General features: G+C 62.0%; 18 protein-coding genes. 7 read left to right on the top strand and 11 right to left on the bottom strand.

The features are described 5' to 3' along the window. Positions 1–5: 5 nt before the first annotated feature. A complete protein-coding gene (locus tag VGN12_21545; GenBank protein HEY4312047.1) occupies positions 6–1,274 on the bottom strand; it encodes a HEAT repeat domain-containing protein in 1,269 nt (422 codons plus the stop codon). Between the two features lie 408 nt (positions 1,275–1,682). On the opposite strand from VGN12_21545, the gene VGN12_21540 reads away from it, so the two are divergent. Beyond that, positions 1,683–2,882 carry an aminotransferase class I/II-fold pyridoxal phosphate-dependent enzyme gene (locus VGN12_21540; GenBank protein HEY4312046.1) on the top strand — a complete coding sequence of 400 codons (1,200 nt, stop codon included), beginning with the start codon at positions 1,683–1,685 and terminating at the stop codon, positions 2,880–2,882. Positions 2,883–3,027: 145 nt separating this feature from the next. Here VGN12_21540 and VGN12_21535 read toward each other — a convergent pair whose 3' ends face one another. After that, positions 3,028–4,347 (bottom strand): tyrosine-protein phosphatase, encoded by a 1,320-nt coding sequence (locus tag VGN12_21535; protein ID HEY4312045.1) that lies wholly within the window; start codon positions 4,345–4,347, stop codon positions 3,028–3,030. Positions 4,348–4,860: 513 nt separating this feature from the next. Here VGN12_21535 and VGN12_21530 point away from each other — a divergent pair. Continuing rightward, complete coding sequence (locus VGN12_21530; protein ID HEY4312044.1) at positions 4,861–6,408, top strand: ATP-binding protein; 1,548 nt, start codon at positions 4,861–4,863, stop codon at positions 6,406–6,408. 4 nt (positions 6,409–6,412) lie between these two features. Continuing rightward, entirely contained in the window at positions 6,413–7,768 is a 1,356-nt protein-coding gene (locus VGN12_21525; protein HEY4312043.1) for a sigma-54 dependent transcriptional regulator, read from the top strand. Positions 7,769–7,814: 46 nt separating this feature from the next. Here the strand turns inward: VGN12_21525 and VGN12_21520 are convergent, their stop codons facing one another. After that, positions 7,815–8,054, bottom strand: a complete 240-nt coding sequence (locus tag VGN12_21520; GenBank protein ID HEY4312042.1) for a hypothetical protein — start codon at positions 8,052–8,054, stop codon at positions 7,815–7,817. A gap of 204 nt (positions 8,055–8,258) precedes the next feature. On the opposite strand from VGN12_21520, the gene VGN12_21515 reads away from it, so the two are divergent. From VGN12_21515 to VGN12_21505, 3 genes are all read left to right on the top strand, one after another. Continuing rightward, entirely contained in the window at positions 8,259–9,608 is a 1,350-nt protein-coding gene (locus tag VGN12_21515) for a hypothetical protein (protein ID HEY4312041.1), read from the top strand. Between the two features lie 218 nt (positions 9,609–9,826). Continuing rightward, positions 9,827–10,351, top strand: coding sequence for a peroxiredoxin (locus tag VGN12_21510; GenBank protein ID HEY4312040.1), 525 nt, complete (start codon positions 9,827–9,829; stop codon positions 10,349–10,351). A 52-nt stretch (positions 10,352–10,403) separates the two neighbouring features. Next, positions 10,404–11,774, top strand: a complete 1,371-nt coding sequence (locus tag VGN12_21505; protein ID HEY4312039.1) for a Gfo/Idh/MocA family oxidoreductase — start codon at positions 10,404–10,406, stop codon at positions 11,772–11,774. A 43-nt stretch (positions 11,775–11,817) separates the two neighbouring features. Here the strand turns inward: VGN12_21505 and VGN12_21500 are convergent, their stop codons facing one another. The 8 genes from VGN12_21500 to VGN12_21465 form a co-directional block, all read right to left on the bottom strand. After that, on the bottom strand, positions 11,818–12,756 hold the full coding sequence (locus tag VGN12_21500; GenBank protein ID HEY4312038.1) for a polysaccharide deacetylase family protein: 939 nt from the start codon (positions 12,754–12,756) through the stop codon (positions 11,818–11,820). A gap of 34 nt (positions 12,757–12,790) precedes the next feature. Further along, positions 12,791–14,803 (bottom strand): NAD-dependent DNA ligase LigA, encoded by a 2,013-nt coding sequence (gene ligA / locus VGN12_21495; GenBank protein HEY4312037.1) that lies wholly within the window; start codon positions 14,801–14,803, stop codon positions 12,791–12,793. Between the two features lie 353 nt (positions 14,804–15,156). Then, positions 15,157–15,540: a cupin domain-containing protein gene (locus VGN12_21490; GenBank protein HEY4312036.1), complete on the bottom strand. Its 384-nt coding sequence runs from the start codon at positions 15,538–15,540 to the stop codon at positions 15,157–15,159. Between the two features lie 35 nt (positions 15,541–15,575). Continuing rightward, positions 15,576–15,887: a hypothetical protein gene (locus VGN12_21485; GenBank protein HEY4312035.1), complete on the bottom strand. Its 312-nt coding sequence runs from the start codon at positions 15,885–15,887 to the stop codon at positions 15,576–15,578. Between the two features lie 498 nt (positions 15,888–16,385). Next, complete coding sequence (gene murD, locus VGN12_21480) at positions 16,386–17,741, bottom strand: UDP-N-acetylmuramoyl-L-alanine--D-glutamate ligase (GenBank protein HEY4312034.1); 1,356 nt, start codon at positions 17,739–17,741, stop codon at positions 16,386–16,388. 67 nt (positions 17,742–17,808) lie between these two features. Then, positions 17,809–18,936 (bottom strand): 2-aminoethylphosphonate--pyruvate transaminase, encoded by a 1,128-nt coding sequence (gene phnW / locus VGN12_21475; GenBank protein ID HEY4312033.1) that lies wholly within the window; start codon positions 18,934–18,936, stop codon positions 17,809–17,811. A 139-nt stretch (positions 18,937–19,075) separates the two neighbouring features. Beyond that, complete coding sequence (phnX, locus tag VGN12_21470) at positions 19,076–19,900, bottom strand: phosphonoacetaldehyde hydrolase (GenBank protein HEY4312032.1); 825 nt, start codon at positions 19,898–19,900, stop codon at positions 19,076–19,078. Between the two features lie 78 nt (positions 19,901–19,978). After that, a complete protein-coding gene (locus VGN12_21465) occupies positions 19,979–21,427 on the bottom strand; it encodes an MFS transporter (GenBank protein ID HEY4312031.1) in 1,449 nt (482 codons plus the stop codon). Positions 21,428–21,637: 210 nt separating this feature from the next. On the opposite strand from VGN12_21465, the gene VGN12_21460 reads away from it, so the two are divergent. Then, a complete protein-coding gene (locus VGN12_21460; GenBank protein ID HEY4312030.1) occupies positions 21,638–23,026 on the top strand; it encodes an aspartate aminotransferase family protein in 1,389 nt (462 codons plus the stop codon). Positions 23,027–23,068: the final 42 nt, after the last annotated feature.

The raw sequence follows: 23,068 nt of genomic DNA, 5'->3' as shown, positions 1-23,068 counted from the left end.
TTTCGTTAGTTCGGCTGCGCGGTCGAGCTTGCGCGCCACTGGCGCCACTTTGCCAATGCCGCGTCACGCTGCTGGGGATCGGCGAAGCCGAGCGACGGAGTGTTGAAAAGGTTTGACGGGTTGGCCTGGACTCGGTCGAAGCCGAAATCCGCAAGCTTCTGCCCGCTGAGATGGATCATCACGGCCAGTGCCACGTCGCGAATTTGCGTTTCGATGACCTCGTACTTCGGGCCCTTCGCGTTCGGCGGGTTATCCTTGGCCGCCGACGCGGGAACAGGGATCTGCTGCTGTGCGCAGACAGCGACGTCGTTCAACAGTGGCTCGATCCGTGCGACGTCGGCAGGCTCGCCGTACTTGCCGGCCACCAACAGGGCGTATTGCCGCATGTTGGGATTGCCCACGTTGTCTTTCAGCATCGTCATGGCCGGCTCGATGGCGTCGCGCACATTCAATTGCAGGGCGAGCATCATGGATTGGAAACCGGCCGTCGGGTCGCTGGCAAAATCGCGGCGCACCCAGCCGCCGACCAGCTTCTTCAACAGCGGTGCCAATTCCCCTTGGCTGACGGCCGGCTTGAAGGGGTGCTGGTAGCAGAAGTTCGTCACGCTCAGCACGGATTGCATGTTGATCGATATTTTGCTGTCGGCGCCGACGAACAATAACGCCGCGACGCTCCCCACCGGTATTTGTCGTTCGCTCTGGCGGCCGGGAATCCGCATTCCTTCTTGAATCTGCTGGCAGCGCACTTCAAACGTCGCGCTGGCCTGTTGCGGACCGATTTCGGATGCTTCGATCAGGGCCGACTCGTGACGCTCAATTTCGACGAACAAACGCCGGGCGGCCGGGCTGTCCCCCACCACGTCGCGAAAGCGATGCCAGCCGGGCAGATCATGTTCGCGCGTGCCGCTGACGTCGTCGATAAATTCGTCGAGCCGTTGCTTCAGGTCCAGTTCCAATACGTCGGACAGGACCAATCGCGCTCGATAGCGGACCTCGGCGTCCGGAGATTCCAGAGCCTTTAAGAGTGGCGCCTTGGCCGGCACGCCCGCCGCGATCAGGGCCCGCGTGGCACGCTCGCGCACGCGGAACGAACGATCGCCGAGTTCCTGCACCAGCAGCGCGATTTGCTGCGGGTCGCTGGTGGACGATTGATCGACCGATTGCTGAGCGGCAGTGAGGCGAACTGGGCCGCTCGCCGAAAGTGATATGGATGGCGAAGACGCCACGATCAGGGCGGCCATGCCGCCGGCACAGAGAAGCAGGCCTCGAATCACGCGCGAGCCTCCGATAAGAGATCGCCTGGAGCGACCTTCATTGTATCAAACCACCGGCCGGGAGGCATCGTGAATTGCCGTGCGTTTCTCGATGAATCGAGCCTGGCTGGCGGTATAACGTGTCGCTGATGGCTGAAACTGCCGACCTCGGCCCACGGTCTCAGCTTGCTGTTTAGAGTGCGGCTCATTACAATCGAACGCACGGGATTTGCGGCCGCTTGCAGCCACGAACTGCTAAAGAGCCATCGCTATCACGCCTGCTTTTTGGGGGCGAAAGGCGATCCAGCTTGACTTGCAAATGCCGCGACCGCCCCCAGGGCGAGGACGCGGCTTTTTTGTTGGTCGACGAAATCCCACGGCGTCGGTGCCTTGCGCCGACAAACACTTTTTTGAGTGGGAGAACGTCAGATGACCAGGCACGCGCAAGCGGCGGACGCGCCGGGATTGTCGACCGTAGCGGTTCACGGCGGCGAGGATCGCCAAAAGGTCGGCGATGCGATTACCGACCCGATTTTCTGTGCTTCGACGTACACCTTTGCGTCGACGCAGGCGGTAATCGATTTCATCGAGCAGAAGCAGCCGCGCGAGGAGTACGGCCGTTACGGCAACCCCAGCGAGAAAGTGGTCGAGCGCAAGCTGGCCGCGCTCGAGGGGGGGGAATCGGCTCTGCTGTTTTCGACCGGCATGTCGGCGATTGTCGGCCTGCTGATGTCGAAATTGAGCGCCGGCGATGAAGTTGTGTTCTTTGATGAGTGTTATCACCGTAGCCGTGAATTCTGTACCAAGCATCTGGCTCGCTTCGGCGTGGTGACGCGGCAAGTGCGGGCGTGCGATTACGAGGCGATGGACGCGGCGATCACGCCCAAGACGAAACTGCTGATCAGCGAATCGCCGACGAACCCGCATTTGAGCGTCGTGGATCTCGACCGGTTCGTCGATATCGGCCGACGTCGTGGCGTGGAAACTTTGATCGATGCTACGCTCGGCACGCCGTACAACATTCGTCCGTTGGCCGCCGGCGTCGATTACGTGCTGCACTCGGCCACCAAGTATTTGGCAGGGCATAACGATCTGTTGGCCGGGGTGATCATTTCGACGGCCGAAAAGCTCGAGCCAGTGCGCAACCTGCGCGGCATCATGGGAGCCATCAACTCACCGCATAACATTTACCTGCTCGAACGTGGCTTGAAGACCTTCGAGCTGCGGATTGAGCGGCATAATCAAAACGGCCAGGCCGTGGCTGAGTTTCTGGCCAACCATCCGCGCGTCGAGAAGGTTTACTATCCCGGCCTGCCGAGCCATCCCTACCATGCCGTGGCCAAGAAGACGATGCGCGGCTTTGGCGGCCTGGTGACATTCCTGGTGAAGGGGGCCGATTGGCAGGCGACGGCGCGCGTGGTCGACGCCGTACGGTTGCCACGCATCGCACCCAGCTTGGGAGGCGTTGAATCGCTGATCGAGCAGCCGCTGGTGATGAGCTATTTCAGCCTGACGCCCGAGGAGCGACGCCGGTTCGGCATTCCGGACAATATGATCCGGCTGTCGTGCGGCGTGGAGAATACCGAGGACCTGGTGGCCGACCTGGCGCAGGCGCTCGAGCAGGCGTGAGTGTTGTAGGGTGCGCTATGCACACCAAGAATCGGTAGGGTGCGTCGGCGACGCACCATGAACCACCGACGACAGTGCGCCGAAAGCAGAGCAGAAGAAGACGGTGCGTCGAGGATGCACCCTACATCAGGCAAGCTCTTCTGGCTCAGCGGACGAACGCTGGGTTAACGGGTTGCTCGATTCGTCTAGCTTGCATCCCTTGTGGATGCGCTTCGAGCCAGTTCTTCGCTTGCTGCCGGGCTGATTCCCAATCGGCGGGCGTGGGGGTCGAACCGACGTTGATCAGGCGTTGATCGAGGATGGCCGACAGATGTGCCACGGCCATGTCGCAATAGCGAACCGGGACGCTGCCGGTACCAGGCATGACGTGCGTTTCGTCCAAGAGCGCGGCCAGGAAGGGAACGCGGTTGCCGGTGTAACGATTGGCAACGCCTGCCGCGAGCGCCTGAAACGTCGCGCTGGCCAGCGGTTCGTGCGACGCCTGGCGGAGTTGTGCAATGAGTTGCTCTTGATCCTCGGTCGTACCTAAATCAGCTACGAGCGATGCGGCCGACATCAGATCCGTGTAGGCCGGTTGCTCGACGGTTGCATCGGCGGACGTCGCCTTAGCCAGGCAACTCTTTGCTGCCGTTAACGCTGCCAATGCCGAGGGATTGTCGGGCGTATCAATCAGACGTTCGGCCAAGGGGAGTGCGAACGGGGCGTTGCGCGAGAGTTGCTCATCAAGGACTCGGTGAACGAGCGACTGGTCGGCGTTCATGCGTAAATGCTGTACGAACGCCGTGTAGGCCGGCACCAGATCATCTTTCATGCACGGAGCCCATCTGTTGCGCAGAGATTGCCATTCATCGTCGTTGGGAAGGGGCCGAGGCACGTACGTCCGCAGGTTCATTTCCTGCAATGGAATTGGTGGCCCGAAGCTGAACGAATACATCTCGGCGAGCACGCGCTCGATGGGCCAGCGATCGTATTCCAGGCGAAACAGCGCCGCGATGGTGCCCGTGCGATGTCGCCCGCTGACGCAGTGGATGGCGATGGGAAAGTTGTCCGGGTTATCGAAGAGTCGATAGAACTCGTCGAATTGCCAGGGACTGACCCACGGCCAGCAAGCCTCGCGTCCCATCCCCCATTGCAGTGAGCGGATCCCGAGGTCGGCAACGAAGCGCGATTCGAGGTCACCCGTCGGCGCGCCAACGGCCAGCATGCCGCGGCGCAGGTGATCGTCCTCGAGTCGCAGGTTCAGCACAGTCTTTACGTGATGCCGATCGACCAGGTACCGCATGCCGAGCTCGCTGGGCTGTGCGACGCGGTACAAAACGCCCGGCCGGATGACTTGAAAACGTTTGACGTGCTGCCGCCACAGAAAGTGGTAGCCCGTCGCGGCGAGTGCGATCGCAACTGTGATCGTGGCGAAGAGCTTAAAGCGGCGGCGCAGCGTGTGAGGCGATGTGGCGAGTGCAGCCATGAACCGTTGTGCAAATGAGCCGCAGCAGGCGGCAGGCAAAAGTAACCCGAATAATAGCTCTGCGCGCTGCGGACGGTAGCACAAGATCGCGTGCTGAGTCAACGCGGCGCGGGCTGGCGGATCGAACTTGGATTGCTAGCAGTGAAACTTATTGGGGGCTTGTTGGGGGGGGCGGGCGTCTCGCCCGCCTATGTTTGGGATGAGAGGTTGGCGAGTGGTCGCCAAGGTGCTGTAAGTTTTCTGAGCGTCTGTTTTGCTGTTGAGGTAGAGCGAGGCGGGCGGGACGCCCACCCCCCGGTAAGCATTTAGAAGGCGGTCGGGACGCCCGCTCCCCAGGGGGAAATCGCCAGGCAGCGCGTCTTGGCGCTGATTCGCGATTGTTGGCAGCTCGATCGTCTTGCTTCGTTTCGTCGATCGCTGGTACACTCCGCAGCCCGCGCAAGAACGGAAAGCACTTCTTGCCATCACAGCGCGCGGGTTCCCGTTATTTCGCGGGCGACACGGAGGTCGCACTTGCTATCAAAGTGGCCCATACGCGACAAGCTCCTGGTGGGCTTGGCGCTGCTGCTGGTCATCGTCGGCACGCTCTCCTGGGGCGGGTTGCAGGGCCTGTACGCCTATCGGGCCTTGGTGCGCAATCTCCACGGCCGGGTCGAGACCGAGCTGCCGCTGTTGAACGAGTTCAGCAAGAGCGTTGGCGATTTGCGTGGCGCGCTGTCGGCCTCGAACATCGAGACCGGGGCCCGCGGCATTGCGGCCCGTAGTGTTAGCGAAGATTTCAAGAACCGGTTGGCAAAGCTGACCGCGATCTTTGGCAGCTATCGACATCAATTCGGCGGCGACGGGCCGCAACGGGCCACGTGTCGGGAGATCGATCGCGTCGTCACGCGTATTGCCCAGGCTCAGGACGCCGAGAAATGGGTCGTCGACGGCCGCGTCCGCGAACAATTGAACGAAGACCTGCGCGACCTGCAGCAGCTCTCGGGCAAGCTGCTGGTCGATTTCCAGGATGCCTTTGGCGCTGTCACGGATCAAGCGCGCGACGAATACCGGGCGCTGATCATTCTGACCTGGGTGACCAGCGTCACGGCGGCCGGCATGCTGGCCTTGTTCGTAAAGCTCTTTTATCAGTGGATATTCTTGCCGCTACGCGTGCTCATCGACGGTTCTCGCCGCGTGGCGTCGGGCGAGTTTACACATCGCATCCATCTGGCTGCTGATGACGAAATGTCTGAGCTGGCCGGCGCGATGAACGATATGACGGCGCGTTTCCAAGCGATTCGCGACGATCTGAATCGGCAGGTGCAAGAGCGCACCCGACAAGTCGTCCGTAGCGAACAGTTGGCCAGCGTCGGCTTTCTGGCCGCGGGCGTGGCGCACGAAATCAACAATCCGCTGGCCTCGATCGCCCTCTGCGCCGAGTCGCTGGAAGGACGCATGTCGGATGTCGTGCCGGTCGATGGCGAAGAGTTTAAGATCGTCAAGAAATACCTGCGGATGATTCAGGACGAGGCCTTCCGCTGCAAGGATATCACCGAGCGACTGCTCGACTTCGCCCGCATCGGTAATGTCAAACGGCAGACGACCGACCTGCGCGAGCTGGTGCAAGGCGTGATCGACATGGTCGGCCACCTGGGGAAGTATCAGGAAAAACATCTCGAGCTGGCGCCGGGCGCGCCGTTGTTCGCCCTGGTGAATCCGCAAGAGATCAAACAGGTCGTCTTGAACCTGTTGACCAACGGGCTGGACAGCCTGGACTCCGGCGGCCATGTGCGCGTCGCGTTGCACGAGGTGGACGGGCAGGCCGAGGTGACCGTCACGGATGATGGCTGTGGGATGACGCCGGACGTGCTGGAGCAAATCTTCAAGCCGTTCTTCACACGACGTCGCAATGGACAGGGGACGGGGCTGGGGCTGTCGATCGTGCATCGGATCATTGAGGATCACGAGGGGGCGATCGAAGCACATAGTGATGGGCCGGGATGCGGAGCCACTTTCCGCGTGAACTTCCCGCTTGCCCATAGTCAGAAGGAGGCCGAAGATCGCTACCAAGCCGCATAAACGACTGAAGCTGCTTTTTGCCGACGACGAAAAGGGTTTGCAGGACTTGATGAGCCTCGAGCTGCCTCGCATGGGGCACGAGGTCACGGTATGCCCCAACGGACTCACGGCGGCGGCAGCGCTCGAACGTAATACGTACGACTGCATCCTGGTCGATCTCGACATGCCAGGCATGAACGGCATCGAGGTTATCGGCCGGGCGAAGAAGCTCGCACCCGACACCGAGGCCGTGGTGCTGACCGGCAAGTCGTCGCTCGAGACGGCGGTCTCGGCGCTGCGCCATGGGGCTTTCGACTATTTGACCAAGCCCTGCAAGCTAGTCGAGTTGGAGGGATTGCTCTCGCGGGTCGCCGAAAAGCGCGAGCTGACGAATAAGTACCGAGCCCTGAAGCGGCAGGTCGAGCGCCTGGAAGGGGGCTCGCAACTGGTCGGCAATTCGCAGCAGATGGACAAGATTCGCGACCTGATCGCGAAAGTGGCGCCCACGAATTCGACGGTACTGGTGCGCGGCGAGACCGGCACCGGCAAGGAACTGGCGGCTCGGGCCGTGCACGATCAGAGCTTGCGCTGCGAGATGCCCTTTGTCGTGGTCAATTGCGGAGCCTTGCCCGAGAGCTTGATCGAAAGCGAATTATTTGGGCATCGCAAAGGAGCATTCACCGGCGCGGACGAACATCGCATCGGTCTGTTCGAAGTGGCCAACGGCGGCACGATCTTTTTGGACGAGATCGGCGAATTGCCCAAGGCGATGCAGGCCAAGTTGCTGCGCGTGCTGGAGAGCGGCGAGATCCGCCGCGTCGGCGACAACGAATCGCACATCGTGGACGTGCGCGTGGTCTGTGCCACGCATCGTGACCTGGAAGAAATGGTCACCGAAGGAAACTTCCGCGAAGACTTGATGTACCGCATCAACACGTTCGAGGTGCAGTTGCCGCCGCTCCGGCAGCGCTCGAACGATATCGGGGCGCTAGCTCTGCACCTGATGCGTCGTTTCCGGCCGCATTTGCGCCCCGGGGACGAAGCGTTCACGCCCGACGCGGTGCGAGCGCTGGAAGGGCACGTCTGGCCTGGCAACGTGCGCGAGCTGGCCAACGTCGTGGAACATGCGGCAATTCTGTGCGACGACGGACCGATTTCGGCGGCGCATCTGCCGATGAACTTTGGGCATCGCCGGCTGCAAGGTCCGCATTTCAAGACGGTCATGCCGCAGACGCTGCAAGAGATTGAAATGCAGGCGATCCAGCAAACCCTGGAACGTCATCAGGGACAAAAGCCGAAGGCCGCCAAGGAACTGGGGATCAGCTTGAAGACGCTGTACAACAAGCTGAACCAGGCGAGCCAGTTGGAAGAGTCGGCGTAGCGGGTCTCACGCGCGATAGACGAAGATGGTGTGTCATGGACACACCTTACCTCTGAAGCATGGGGCGGCATCGTTGCAGATGCGCCGTGCCGAGCGCAGAAACGGTCACCCAGGTTCCGCGGCCGGGTTCGGATCGTTGATCGATGAATCCGTGCTCGTTCGCCTCTTCCCAGATGGGCAGCCGTGGGCAGGAGGTGCGCCAGGCGTCCATCACCTCGGCGTATGCTCTCCCTTGCGGGCCGATCCATTCCAAAAGGTCGAGAACAAGCGGCTCGGTCGTGGCCATCTTCCGCTCCTGTGGCGCGCTGCACTGCTGGTTTGGCAAATCCGGCTGATGTTCGCCGGTCGCCTCGATCCATTATCTCGTTGGCTCAGCGTCGGACAACTTGCCCGGGCAGGTCTAGAAGGTTGATGCTTCGCGCTTCTCGGCACGTTATGATAGCGGTCCCGCCGTGGTTCTCCGCTTCTGACCCTGCCTGAGGACGCACTTATGTCTCTGCGTTTCGATCGTCGTGATTTTTTACGTCACTCGGCCCATTTGGGAATCGCGGCCGCGGCTTCAACAGCGCTTCCCGCGCTACTGGCCCAGGCCGCCGAGGGCAAACGGCCGAAAGTGGCGGCCGTGATCACCGAGTTCAGTTACCGCAGTCATGCGCATGTGATCCTGGAGAATTTTCTCAAGCCGTATTTGTTCAATGGGCAAACGATCGAACCGGGCTTCGAAGTTGCGAGCATGTACATCGACCAGTTTCCCGACGGTGAGATGGGACGCGGCGTGTCGCGCGACTATCACATTCCGATCTATCCCTCGATCGCCGAGGCGTTGCGATTGGGGGGCGATAAGCTGGGGGTCGATGCCGTCTTGTCGATCGGCGAGCATGGCAAGTACCCGGTGAACTCGAAGGGGCAGATGGAGTATCCGCGCAAGCGCTTCTTCGACGAGATCGCGGCCGTGGTGCGCAAGGATGGTCGGCCGGTGCCGGTGTTCAATGACAAGCATTTGTCGTATCGGTGGGATTGGGCCAAGGAGATGTACGACACGGCGAAGGAACTGAAGATGCCGCTAATGGCCGGCAGCTCGGTCCCGTTGGCTGAACGGCGTCCTCCTTTGGAATTGCCCCCGGCGGCCGAGATCGAGGATGCCATTTCGATTCACGGCGGCGGCGTCGAGTCGTACGACTTTCATGCGCTCGAGCTGTTGCAGTCGCAGGTCGAAGCGCGCAAAGGGGGCGAGTCGGGCGTGGCGAACGTGCAATTCCTGGAAGGGGACGCGCTGTGGAAGGCGGCGGACGAGGGGCTGTGGTCGATTCCGCTGGCCACGGCCGCGATGGCGGCCGAGGTCGGTCTGGATCACGACCTGACGAAGTCACTGTCTCTGCGCGGCAAAACGCCGAGTGGTGATGCGGTGTCGATCCATGGTATCCGCGTGGTGTATCGCGATGGTTTCGCGGCCACGGCATTGGCCGTCGGAAGTAGCGGCACGCGCTGGAATTTTGCCTGCCGGCTGAAAGGTGAATCGGCGCCGCGGGCCACGGCTTACTACGTCGGACCCTGGCAGAATCGCAACTTGTTCAAGGCCTTGTCACACGCGATTCAAACATTCTTCCGCGACGGGCGAGCGCCGTATCCGGTCGAGCGAACGCTGCTCGTCAGCGGCATCCTGGACTTTGCGATGGACTCGCGGCAGCAGGGGAACAAGGTGATCGACACGCCGGCGCTCTCGGTGGCGTACAAACCGCAAGATTTCCGTCCGATGCGCGAATACGGCGCGACGTGGAAGATCATCACCGAGGATATCCCCGAGCCGAAGGGGATCGGGCTGGACGCGAAGGGGAGCTAAGCACCAGGGCAAGTTGGACCCTCGATCGAGCACGTGCTAGGCTGACGCTCGCCCGAAGGTGGACTTGGTAAATCCGCGCGGCCATTCGCTGCGTATTTTCATTTCCGCCAGTACCGCAAGATTACAAACGGCCATTTTTGCTAAGAGTGCCGCACTGCGTGTGGCACGTTCGCCGCTCTGAAATCACACTTATCGCCGTCCACATTTAGGAGTTCATCATGAAATTCGCCGCATTGCTGTCGTTGTTTGTTGCCGGGACGTTTGTCGCCGCGGCCCAGGCTGAGTTGAAGGAAGGGGATCAGGCCCCTGATTTCACGATGAAGGGGACCGACGGTAAGACATACAAGCTGAGCGACCTGAAGGGCAAGCAGGCCGTCGTACTGGCTTGGTTCCCCAAGGCAAAGACGCCGGGCTGCACGCTGGAGTGCAAGTCGTTCCGCGAGTTCGGCAAGGATCTACGCGGCTACGATGTGGCCTATTTTACGGCCAGCACCGACACGCCCGAGTTCAACAAGGAATTCTCCGACATGCTCTCGCTCGATTTTCCAATTCTCAGCGATCCTGAGAAGAGCGTGGCCAAGGCCTATGGCGTGGTCGACGAGAAGCGTCCGTTCCCACAACGCTGGACGTTCTACATCGGCAAGGATGGCAAGATCCTGCACATCGACAAGGAAGTGAAGACGGCCGCTCATGGTAAGGACGTCGCCGCCAAGCTCGACGAGCTGAAAGTGACCAAGAAATAGCAGCCAGGCGATAGTCGGTAGTACAGGGGCAAGCCTGCAGGGGGGAATAGCGATGGCGAAGCGTGTTACCAAACATTCGCGCCAGGCGGGGGCGATGGACCGTCGCCGCTTTCTGGGCACGGCCGCCATGGCCGGCGCCGCGACCTTTGCCGCGCCGGCCTTCCTGCGGGGCAGGAACCTGAACGACAAGCTCAACATCGCGGTGATCGGCTGCGGCGGGCGCGGCGCCAGCAATATGCAGTCGGTGGCGACGGAGAACATCGTCGCCTTGTGCGATGTGAATGCCGACAATCTGGGGCAGGGCGCCGCAGCGCATCCCCAGGCACGCCGGTATGCCGACTTTCGCGAGTTGTACGAACATGCCGGCAATTTTGACGCCGTGGTGGTTAGCACCTGCGAGCACACGCACGCGTTTGCCACTTTGCCTGCGTTGCAATTGGGCAAGCATGTTTATTGCGAGAAGCCGCTGACGCACAACGTGGCCGAGGCGCGCGTTATTCGCCAAGCGGCCGCGCGAACGAGCGTCGCTACGCAGATGGGGACGCAGATTCACGCGGGGGACAACTATCGCCGCGTGGTCGAGCTGGTTCAAACCGGCGCGATCGGTCCGGTACGTGAAGTTCATGTTTGGGTGGGCCGCGCCTGGGGGTGGCAGCCCCATGAAGCCGACGCCAAGCAGGCCGGCGACATTGTCTACAGCAACAGCCGTCCGACCGCGACGGATCCGATCCCGGCAGGACTGAGTTGGGACCTATGGCTCGGGCCAGCGCCCGAGCGGGCTTTCAACAACGTCTACTTTCCCGGGCCGAAGTGGTATCGCTGGTGGGCCTTTGGCAATGGCACCATGAGCGATCTAGGCAGCCATTGGATCGACCTGCCGTTCTGGGCGCTCGACTTGCAGGCTCCGCTATCGATCGAAGCGCAGGGGCCGGCACCGCATGCGGAAATCGCGCCGGCCTCGATGCAGGTCACGTACCAATATGGCCCGCGTGACAAGGCGCCGGCGCTCGAACTGACCTGGTATCAGGGAAGTCATAAACCGAAGATGTGGCACGACGGCGCCATTCCGCAATGGGACAGCGGCGTGTTGTTCGTCGGCGATCAAGGGATGCTGCTGTCTAATTACGACAAGCATCAACTCTTGCCGGAAGAGAAATTCGTGGGCTTCACGCCCCCCGTGCCGTTCATTCCCAAGTCGCTTGGGCATCACGCCGAATGGTTGCACGCCTGCAAGACCGGCGATGCGACGACGTGCAACTTCGAATACGCCGGCCGTCTGACCGAAGCCAATCATTTGGGCAACGTGGCCTATCGCGCGGGACAGCGGATCGAATGGGACGCGGCCAACCTGCGGATCCCGAACTGTGCGAATGCCGAGCAGTTCCTGCACCGCGACTATCGCCCCGGCTGGAAACTGGCCTAAGCGTGCTGTGGCACTCGTTTGCCTTACAGCAACGCCGCCTTGATTAGGGCTTCTGCGGATTCAAGTCGCGCAGTTGTTTCCACGACACGATCTCGACGCCCGATTTCTTGACCGCGTCGATCACTTCCGGATCGGTAAAGACGCGGCGATCATTGTCGCGCAGCTGCGAGCTGGAGGTAATCGCCTGCAGTTCTTCATTGTTGTAGCCGCAGTGGATGATCAGGTAGCGGACGCCGGGCTCGGTGCTGCGGATAGCGTCGAGGTACATTTTTTTCTTCGTTTCGTAGTCCTCGCCGGTGTAGTACTGCGTCATGGTGTCGAGCACCGGCAGGCGATTGTCGTCGAGCATTTTGACCAGTTCCATGCCGCGGGCCCGGACGGCGGGATTCGTGGCGGCGATGCCGACGTTCAGGGCGCGAATGAAGAACACCGGCACCTTGAATTCGATGCCCAGCTTGACGTAAACCTCGATCAGATCGGGGCGGCTGACGACGGCCCCCATGTGCGTGTCGAGATGCGTGACCGGCACGCCGAAATCGAGGGCCCGTTGGACCTGGGCCCGCAGCTCGGTCTCGACCTCGGCGGCTTTTGCCGTGCGCGCCACGTCTTCGACACCGCCCCACAGGTATCCTTCGCTGTCGATCAGGCTCGGCACGCTCTCGCGCGGGGCGACCGGTCCCCAGCGATAGTTCTTCCATTCGCTATTCAGCGTCAGGTGAATGCCGAAGTCACGTTCGGGGTGCGCCTTGGCATAGGTCGCGATTTCTTTGAACCAGGGGCAGGGGACCATGATGCTGGCCGAGGAGACGATGCCTTTTTCCATGCCGTCGATCGTGGCCACATTGACCGAGTGCGACATGCCGGCGTCGTCAGCATGGATGATCACGTAGCGCTTGCCGGCCGGCTCAGCGCCTTGAGCGCGCGCAGTCAGCGAGAGCAAAGCCAGACAGAGGACCAGGGGCGTAAGAACTTTCGCAATCATGGTGTGAGATCTCTGCAGATGAAGTGAGGTTGGCTTATCGCCCGATCAGCTTGTTGAATTCCGCCTCGGTCAGGACTTTGACGCCCAGCTTTTCGGCTTTTTCGAGTTTACTTCCCGCCTTGGTGCCGGCTACGACGTAGTCAGTCTTTTTCGAGACGCTGCCCGAGGCGCGGCCGCCGAGTTGCACGATCAGCTCCTCGATTTCTTCGCGATGGTAGTTTTCGAGCGTCCCGGTAACGACCAAGGTCTTGCCGGCCAGCGGACCTGTGGCGGCTGCCGCGGCGACCTTGGACTTGGGCGAGGTCATCTTCAGGCCCAGCTTGTCCAGCTCTTTGATCACGCTTTGGCCGGCCGCGCTGTGCAGGAATTCATGCACGCTGTGGGCGATGACCGGGCCGATCTCGTTGACCTCGGACAGTTCTTCCTCCTCGGCCGCCAGGATCTCGGTCATCGAGCCGTAATGATCGGCCAGCACGGCCGCCACGCGTGCGCCAACGTGGCGAATCGCCAGCGCATTCAGCAGCCGCGCCAGGCCGCGCGATTTGCTGGCCTCGATGCCGGCCAGCAAGTTTTCGGATGATTTCTTGCCCATCCGTTCCAGATCGTTCAGCTGGTCGAGAGAGAGCCGGTACAGATCTCCGTAGCCTTTGACCAGGCCATCGTTGACCAATTGGTCCACCAGCTTGTCCCCTAGACCTTCGATATCCATCGCGTTGCGGCTGGCGAAATAACGCAGGCGCTCTTTGACCTGGGCGGGGCAACTGGGATTCGGGCAGCGAATGTAAACACCCCCTTCGTCCTTGACGACGGGCGTGTCACACTCGGGGCATTTCTCGGGGAAGTGAAATTTCCGTAGCTGCTTTTCGCGCAGATGCTTTTCGACGCGCACGATGTGCGGAATGATCTTGCCCGCCTTTTCGACGACCACGACATCGCCGACGCGGACGTCCTTGCGTTCGACTTCTTCGGCGTTGTGCAGGCTGGCGCGGCTGACCGTGGTGCCAGCCAGCTCGATTGGTTCCAGATCGGCGACAGGGGTAATTGCGCCGGTTTTGCCCACCTGGACGCGGATATGGTTGACCTTGGTCGTGCCCTCGTATTTTTCGAACTTGTAGGCGATCAGCCAGCGTGGACTTTTGGACGTGCTGCCGAGCTTTTCGCGCTGGTCGAAGCGATTCACCTTCAAGACCAGGCCATCGATTTCGAATTCCAGCTCGTGCAGTCGTTCAATCAGCGTCTCGCAATGCGCGATGGCTCCGTCGAACGTGTCGAAGCATTCCACCAAGGGCGTGGCGGGCAGCCCATAGCCGCGGATTTCGCGAAGAAACTCCATGTGCGTCTTGGCACGCAATCCTTCGACCTCGCCGACGCCGTGGCAGAAGAGACGCAGCCGGCGCTGGGCACAGATCCTGGGGTCGAGCATGCGCACGGTGCCGGCGGCGACGTTGCGGCTGTTGGCGAACAGCTTGTCCCCTTTTTCGGCCTGTTGCTGGTTCAACCGGACCAGGTCGGCGTTGGTCATATAAACCTCGCCGCGCACTTCCAAAACAGGTGGGACGTGGGAGCCATGCAGCTTGAGGGGTACGCCCAGCACGGTGCGGATGTTGTGCGTGATATCGTCGCCGACAACGCCGTTACCGCGCGTGGCGCCGTATTTCAGGTGGCCCTTTTCATACATCAGCGAGACGGCCACGCCGTCGATCTTCAGTTCGACGACCCACTCGACCGTTTCATCCGGCAGGAGCTTGGCGACGCGGGCGCCGTATTCGCGCAGCTCGTCGACACTGTAGGTGTTATCGATCGAGAGCATAGGCCGGGGATGCTCGATCGAATTCAGCGAATCGACCGGCTGCTCGCCAACGCGTTGCGTGGGGCTATCGGACGTGATCAGTGCCGGGTGGTCGGATTCGAGCTTCTTCAGCCGGTCGATCAGCCGGTCATATTCCGTGTCCGAGATTTCAGGCTCGGCCTCGACGTAATACTTCCGATCGTGGTAGCGAATCTGCTCGCGCAGACGTTCGATCTCGGGCTTAACGTCTTTCGACATGTCGCGGGCGCTCGCGCGGGTGCAGGGAGACTTTCGGGAAACGCGTTGGCTGGCGAGGGACAGTCTGTGGTGCGTTGCCCCCCCTCACCCTACCCTCTTCCTCACGGGCGAGAGGAGTTTATTGGTATCTAGTTGGACAATGCGCCTGTCGCGTCGACGAGAATCGCGTTGTTCTCCGGGGCTTCCGTTAGGCGCCCCTCGCCCATTGGCTGCCTAGGACTCAATAGTAAGACATTCGGCCGCTAACAGATTACGCAGAGGGGATGCCTGCAGACGCAACGCATTTTCGAATCTGCGAAAATCTGCGCCATCTGCGGCTCAAACTCTTTGCTGTCTCTTTGAACAACCAAAATTTACCGCTCGCCGCATTCGGGGGCTTGGTGGATGGGGGCGTTTTTCGACGAGTTCGGCACCAGGCATAAGAATTTCAGCGGCGTTGCGCCGGTGTTGCGGAACTGGTGAATGTCGTCCGGCGCGACGAAGATCACGTCCCCTGCGCGAAAGCGATGTTCGATGTCCCCTTCCAGGATCGTGCCGGACCCTTCGAGGATGAATACCTCGTGCTCGTAGGGGTGGCTGTGCTTCGGCGTGTGCCCGCCGGGCTCGACCTCGAATTGCCGCATCGCGAAATTCGGGGCGCCTTCGCGCTCGCCGATCAACCAGCGAACGCTGCAACCATTCGAGCCGGCCATGTCGACCGGGGCGCTCGCGACGTCATTCAGGTGATGAACCTTCATGGGAATTATCCTTTCGCAGTGCGAAATTTGACGAATTATGCCGAGCGATCGTCGGTCGACGATTCGGGACGCGGAGTGGCCGTCCACCAGTGATCGGTGCCGATCGCGCCCCAGGTAGCCAGGGCTAATAGCCCCAGTTCCCCGGCCATCAATTTTACGCCGTATTGATCGAGGAAGACGAGCAAACCCTGCGGCGGCTCGGCCTGCGCATAACCGACCCCGGCGGTACGACTCTCATTGCCGCGCAGCGCCATCACGAAATAGGCGACAGCCGTGATCGAGAAGGCGATGCCCACCACGATCAGCATGGCGTAAAACGGGTTGGTGCGCTTGCGAACGCGTGCCACGGAAAAAGTCCTGCGGGGATCGGCGGGCTGAAGTCCCGGCCAATGTCCAAGGCATTATATCCAAGCCGCGAGAAGCAGGCAGGTGCCTTCGGCGCAGGCCCCGCGGGGCGAGAAACTCTCGCGCGAACGAGCATTGCCACGGCAAGGAAGCGACGATGACCGAGGAAATGAAGGTGGCCGATCAGCAGAGCCGAGGCCGGCCAAAGAACCACAGCCGGCGATGAGGCGAGGGCGGCCAATCATTACAGCCGGCGCAAAAAAAACCCCGAGGTAACGACTCCCAGCGCCGTTTGATCTTCCCACAAGGAAGCTCTCACAGCCGTCGGACCTCGAGGCGATGCCGTGACTAGAGCAGCGCTCTGGGCACGACATAACCGCACTGTAGCCAATTGATTTCGCTGACGCAAGAGTTTATTAGCGCCACAGTGATGTTAGGCGCTCTTTCAACGAGCGCGATTCATGTCGAGGCGTGGGTGCGCTGGTGCGCGAGCGCGACGACTAGCGCCCTTCGAAGTTGTGTGTCGCGCCGGCGCGCGGCGCCTGTGAAGCATCGAGCGCGCGAACCAGCGAGCGAAAGTGTTCGCCACGCGCGCGATAGTCCGCAAACTGATCGTAACTGGCGCAACCAGGCGACAGGATGATGGCGTGGTCCGGCTGTGAGCGCTGCCAACACCACGCGAACGCGTCGGCCATCGTTTGCCCGAGATAAAGGCGATCCGACGGCAATTTCGCGCCGCAGAGCGCGTGCAATCGATGGCCAATCGCCCCATACAGCGCTACGCCGCAGGCATGTTCGGCGGCCGCCGTGACCAGTGGTGCCATGTCGATCTGCTTGTCATAGCCGCCGGCCATTAGCAATGCGCGGCCCGCGAATGTTACAAGGGCCGCGGCGGTCGATTCAGGCGTGGTAGCCATCGAATCGTTATAGAAATCTCGCCCCGCGAGCGAACCGACGGGCTCCAGTCGATGCTCGAGACCCGCAAATTCGCGCAGCCCCCGGTCGATGGCCGCGCGCGAGCAACCGATTGCTTCGGCCACGGCCGCCGCGCACCCGGCGTTCTGTCGGTTGTGCTTGCCCAACACGCGCAGCGGTGGGATCCGTTGGTCGGCAACCGGTTTTATGACCTGGGCGGTGAAATCGGCCGCGGCGCCAGTGCTGGTGATCGCCGCTTGTGACTCTTCGCTGCAAACGACGGTCTTCGCGGCACGCGGGCCGCTAAAAAGTCGTTGCTTCGCTGCGGCATAGTCGGCCAGCGTGCCATGCCAATCGAGATGGTTGGGGGTGAAGCTGGTCAGTACTGCCATTTCTGGCAGCGGGCATTCCGCGCTGAGCCAAGCGAGTTGAAAGCTGCTGATTTCGAGCACGGACCAGCTTTCGGCGGACATCTTGCTTAGATCGGCGAGCAGGCTGCGGCCGATATTGCCCCCCAGGAAAACCTGCCGGCCATCGGCCTGCAAGATCGCAGCGGTCATGGCCGCGGTGGTTGATTTGCCGTTGGCGCCCGTGATACCGATCATCGGTCCTGGGCAGCGCTCGAGAAATAATTCCAGCTCGCTGGTGATCGCGACACTGTGGTCTCGAGCGCGCTCGACCAGCGGATGCCCCGGCCTGACTGCCGGATTGACGACCAGCATATCGGCGCTTTCGACGTTGATACTGTGATGCCCACCCACGTGCCAGGCGGCAATCTCGACATCGGCCAGCGCCGCGATCGAATCGGCCAGCTTTTCGGGGGACGCCGTATCGGTCACGGTGACGATCGCGCCTTGATCGGCCAACGAGCGGGCGACCGCCACGCCGCCACCGTGCCGGCCCAGGCCCATCACTGTTGCTCGCCGGCCGCGCACTTCCATGTCGGGCACTCCGTGGCCGATCGAGCGGCACGAATTTCAAAGGCACGCGATTGCGAGGCGCAAAGTCTTATATCTTCCAGCCGAGCTCTTTCGTAACCGTGGCGAAGCTGTCGACCAGCCGGTGAAAGTCGGCGGGGAAGACATGCCCGATCGTGCCGACGCGGAACGTATCGGCATTGCTGACCTTGCCCGGATAAATGACAAAGCCGCGCCGCTTGAGAGCCTCGTACATCGCGTCGAACGAGAACTTCGCGTCGCGGGGGTAGAGAAACGACGTAATGATCGGCGAACGGTGCTCGGGGGGCAAAAGCGGGCGAAATCCGAGTTGCGACAGCCCTTCGACCAGGACGCGATGGTTTTCTGAATAGCGGGCAAACCGAGCGGGCACGCCCCCTTCGGCGTCGAGTTCATCGAGCGCCTGGTGCAGGGCCAGCAGCACGTGCGTCGGCGAGGTGTATCGCCACTTGCCCCCTTTGCTCTCCATTTCGCGCCATTGGCCGAACAGGTCCAGGCTGAGCGAGCGGGCCCGTCCTTCGCAACGTTCAAGATCCGCGCGGCGAGCGATTGCGAAGCCGAAGCCAGGCACCCCCTGCACGCATTTATTGGCCGAGGAAATCAGGTAGTCGGCGCCGACTTCGGCCATGTCGAGCGGCATGCCGGCGAACGAGCTCATGGCGTCGAGAATGAAGACCCGGCCATGGCGCTTCACAATCTGGCCGATCGCGGCGGCCGGATTGACCATGCCGGTCGTGGTTTCGCAATGCACGAGCGCCACGTGCGTGATGCGCGGATCGGCTGCCAGATGGCGTTCGATCTGCGACGGGTCGGCCGGTTCGATCTCGGGCTGGGTGATTGTGACCAGATCGATGCCCAATCGCGAGGCGATCTCGGCGATCCGCTGCCCGTAGGCGCCGTTGTTGACGACCAGCAGACGGCCATCACGCGGAATGATCGAGCCGATCGTGGCCTCGACGGCGAACGTGCCGCTCCCTTGCATCAGGACGGACGTGTAGTCGGTCGCAGCGGCATTGGCAGACGGTGTCGCCAGCCGGACCAGGCGAGCGCGGACGTCCTGGACGATGTCGTTGTAATCGCGGTCCCAGGTCGAGACGTCGCGCAACATCGCCTGCTTGACCGTGCGCGTGGTAGTGAGCGGGCCGGGCGTCAGCAGCAGGTAGGGGACGTCGTCATCCATGATTTCAGATTTGCGCTGTATTTACTGTGGCCGACCTCTGCGAGGCCGGGATCGAAGTGTGGTGGTTGTTGCCTTTCGCAAGGCAAACCGGGGTCGCAGACCCCGGCTACAGAATGCGTGTTTAGTTTAAGTATTTCGTTTAGGGGCGTTCGCCTCCGGCTATCCATCCCTCGATCGTGGCGATCAACGTGGGGACTTCCTTGATCGATGGGATCACGAGATGCGCGCCGGCTTGAACTAATCGCGTTTGTGCCCGATCGATGCGCGTCTCGCGTTCGGCCGGCGCGAGTGCGGCTAATTGCTTGGCCGTCAGCCCAACGTCGCTGCCGGTGTGCGTGACGCCGACGCTCCAGCAGCCGGCGGCCAGTCCCTCTTCGATGTCAGGCACGGTGTCGCCGATCTTCAGCACAGCCGAGGGGGGATAGACGCCGAGCGCTTCCATGTTGCGATAAATCATCCACGGCGCGGGGCGGCCGGCCGCGACGTCGCCGGGGGTGACATTATGGTCGGGCGTGTAGCCTTGCTCGGCGGCCGCGGCGTAGGTCAGCCGCGCGGCCTCGGCAAAGTAACCGGTCGATGTGCCGATCTTGATCCCACGATCGCGCAGCCAGGCCACGACATCGAGCAAGCCGGGAATCAATTCGCAGTGATCGCGCACCGAGGCGAGCTGCCGCGGGATGAATTGCTCGTTGTAGATCTGGTCGAGGTCTTTTTCGGTCCAGGCCCGACCGTGCTTCGACTGCCATAACTGGCCGATCCGTGGCGTATTGAGCAGCGACTTGATATGGTCGCGCTTGCCGAGGCCCATCGGCTCGCGGGCTTCATCGAGCGTGATCGTGACGCCAAAGTGGGCCAGCGAGTCGACGAACGGGATGACCGGCGCGAAGCAGCCATGATCGACCGTCGTGCCGGCCCAATCGAAAACAACGAGACGGATCGAAGTATTACGGCCGAACCTGGTCATAGATGTTAGTCGTTGCCTGGCAGCGAGGTTTATGGATCAACTGTCGCCGCCGCATTTTGGCCTGTGCGGGGCATTTAATCAAACCGTCGGCCGCCCGCGGCGCACGTCGTGCAGATACCAATAGAGCACCGCGGCCGCGAGCGTGACGGCCGCCACGGTGCCCAGCGTGTGAAACGCCCCGGACCAGCCGTGCTGCTCGGCGATCGCGCCAACGCCGTAGCCCGAGATGATCGCGCCCAGGTACCCGGCGGTATCCGCCAGCCCGGCGGCTGTCGAACTGCCGCGCTTGCCGCCGAAGTCGAGCGACAGGACGCCGGTCAAAAACGAATATGGCCCCAACAGTGCGAACGACACGACGCTCGTTAACAACAACGGCACCACGGCGCCGCTATCGGGTTTGAGCGTGGCCAGTGCGTAGAGCGTAGCCACGAGCAGCGCCAGAAACGGCAGCATCACAGCGCCGCGCCGCCCGCGCGCGATGCGATCGGTCAACCAGCCGGCCGCCAAGGTCGAAAGTCCGCCGACCAGTGGAAACAGGGCGCTCGCGGTCGCGGCGCCGGCGTCGCTGAGGCCGACCGCCTCTTTGAGATAGATTGGGTTCCAGACGTTGAACGTCTCGCGAACCAGTGTCAGGCCGAAGCTGATGATGCACACCAGCCAGAACGAAAAGTTGCTCGCGAGCGGCCAGAGTAGATCGAACAGATCGGCCGGCCGCGGGGCGTTCCCTTTTTGTCCGTAAACGTTATCGGGATTAGCGTCCGGCTCGGCGGCTCCGACGTCGGCCGGACTGGAACGGAGCGCGAAAGTGCTGGCCACGGCGATTACGGTCAATACGCCGGCCGCGGCGAAGAACAGCCCACGCCAACCCAGCCCGAAGTGCAGAAGCGCCCCCAGCCCGAGCCGCGCGATGGCGTCGCCGAAGAGGTAACTGAGTGTGAGCATGCCGAAGATCGTGCCGTGCCGGGCGGCGGGGAACCAGCGCGACGCGACTTTCACCAGCGCGCTCCAGCCCATCGATTGGACGAGGCGGTTGGCGCTCCATAACGCGAGCAGGGCGGCAAACCCGGTGGCCAGACCGAATAACACCGTGCAGGCGACCGAAGCGAACATGCCGAACAAGAACATCCGCCGGCCGCCGACGAAATCACAGACCATGCCGCTGGTGAACTTGCCCAGCGCGTAGAAAAGAATGCTGACGCTGGCGATCAGGCCGAAGCGGCGCTTGCCGGTCGATTCTTCGCGTGGTGGCTTGGCGGGCGCGGCCGGGTCTTCGTCCGATTCTTCACTGGCCAGACCAACCAGCGATGCCGCGCGCGACAGCCCTCGTTCGATGGTGCCGGTGAACGCCTCGCGGGCGCTGCGCAGCCAATCCTCGGCGGCGCTGGTGGGCTGGTCGGCCAATTCGGCCTGCAGCAGCGGTCCGGCCACCGACAGATTCGACCGGCAGACGTAATAGCCCGCGTATCCCACCCACAGGGTGACGAAGGTGATGACCTGCCAGCGAAATAGGTGCGAGTCGCGATTCATGCCGGCGAATCATAGCGGCGCAGGCGGAGCGACGCCAACCGCCGCTGGCGGCTTGACAGTTGCTAACATGGCAAACGACGATTGAGGCCATTGGAAAGCGAATGTGAGGGAGGCGGTTAGGAGCATACTTATTCGCTTGCAGCGAAAAAGCATGGCATCGCACAGGGCACTCGTGGATATCGGGCCATTTGAATCATTCTTTGAGGGATCATGACTTTGAACCGCCGCACGAGTGACGATCTTTCGGCTGAGAAATCGGAAGGGGACAGCAATCTCTCCCGGTTGCGCGACCAGTGGCAGGCCCAGGCGTTGGACGAGCCGACGCGGGCCCTGCTGGCCGAGGATGCCGAGTATTTTCTGCGTCAGTCGCTGTCGACCCCGTGCCTGAACGCGCTGCAATCGTGCGACGGCGTATGGATTGAAGATACGGCTGGCCGGCGCTACATGGATTTTCATGGCAACAACGTCCACCAAGTGGGCTTTGCCAATCCCGCGGTGATCGAGGCCATCAAAGCGCAGCTCGACGACTTGGCGTTTTGCACGCGCCGCTACACGAATCGCGTGGCGGTTGATCTGGCGAAAAAGCTGGCCGAGATCGCGCCGGGGGACCTGTCGAAAGTGCTGTTCTGCCCGGGTGGCACCGGGGCGATCGGCATGGCGCTGAAGCTGGCGCGCGTGGCGACGGGCCGGCACAAGGTGATCTCGATGTGGGACGCCTTTCACGGCGCTTCGCTCGATTGCGTCAGCGTCGGCGGCGAGGCCGTGTTTCGCGCCGGAGTCGGTCCGCTGCTGCCTGGCTGCGAGCATGTGCCGCCTGCGGATGCTTACCGGTGTTTGTGGGATTGCTCGGCGCGTGGCGGCTGCGATCTGAAGTGCGAGGCGTACCTGGAATACGTGCTGGAGCACGAGCGGGATGTGGCCGCTGTGATTGCCGAGCCGGTGCGCAGCACGCCGTACATTCCGCCCCCCGCGTATTGGCAGGCGGTGCGCCGGGCATGCGATCGGCATGGCACGCTGTTGATCTTCGACGAGATCTGTCACGGTCTGGGGCGCACGGGCCGGATGTTCACCTGCGAGCATTTCGACGTGGTGCCAGACATTCTGGTCATCGGAAAGGGGCTGGGCGGCGGCGTGATGCCATTGGCGGCGATGATCGCGCGGCCGGGGCTGGATGTGGCGGCCGATCGGGCGCTAGGGCATTACACGCACGAAAAAAGCCCCGTGGCGTGCGCCGCGGCGCTGGCCACGATTCGCTACATCGAAGAGCACAAGCTGGTCGAGCACGCCCGAGCCCTGGGCGAGCGCACGCTGGCGGCGCTGCGCGGATTGATACCGCGACACAAACTGATCGGCGATGTGCGCGGACTGGGGCTGTTGATGGGGGTAGAGCTGGTGAAAGATCGCCAGACGCGCGAGCGCGCGAGCGACGAAGCCGAAGCCGTGATGTATCGAGCGCTGTCGAAGGGGCTCAGCTTCAAGCTGACGATGGGTAATATTCTGACGCTGACGCCACCGCTGACGATTACGAACGAGGAAATGGATCAGGCGGTCGCGATTCTGGATGAGTGCCTGAGCGAGGTCGAGCGGGCAGGGGAGTGAATTTGAGCGACGCATCCACGGATCAAGCGGTGTGGTGCGTTT

Source organism: Pirellulales bacterium (assembly GCA_036499395.1).
Taxonomy (GTDB): Bacteria; Planctomycetota; Planctomycetia; order Pirellulales; family JACPPG01; genus JACPPG01.
This window is presented reverse-complemented; position numbering and strand designations above follow the sequence as displayed.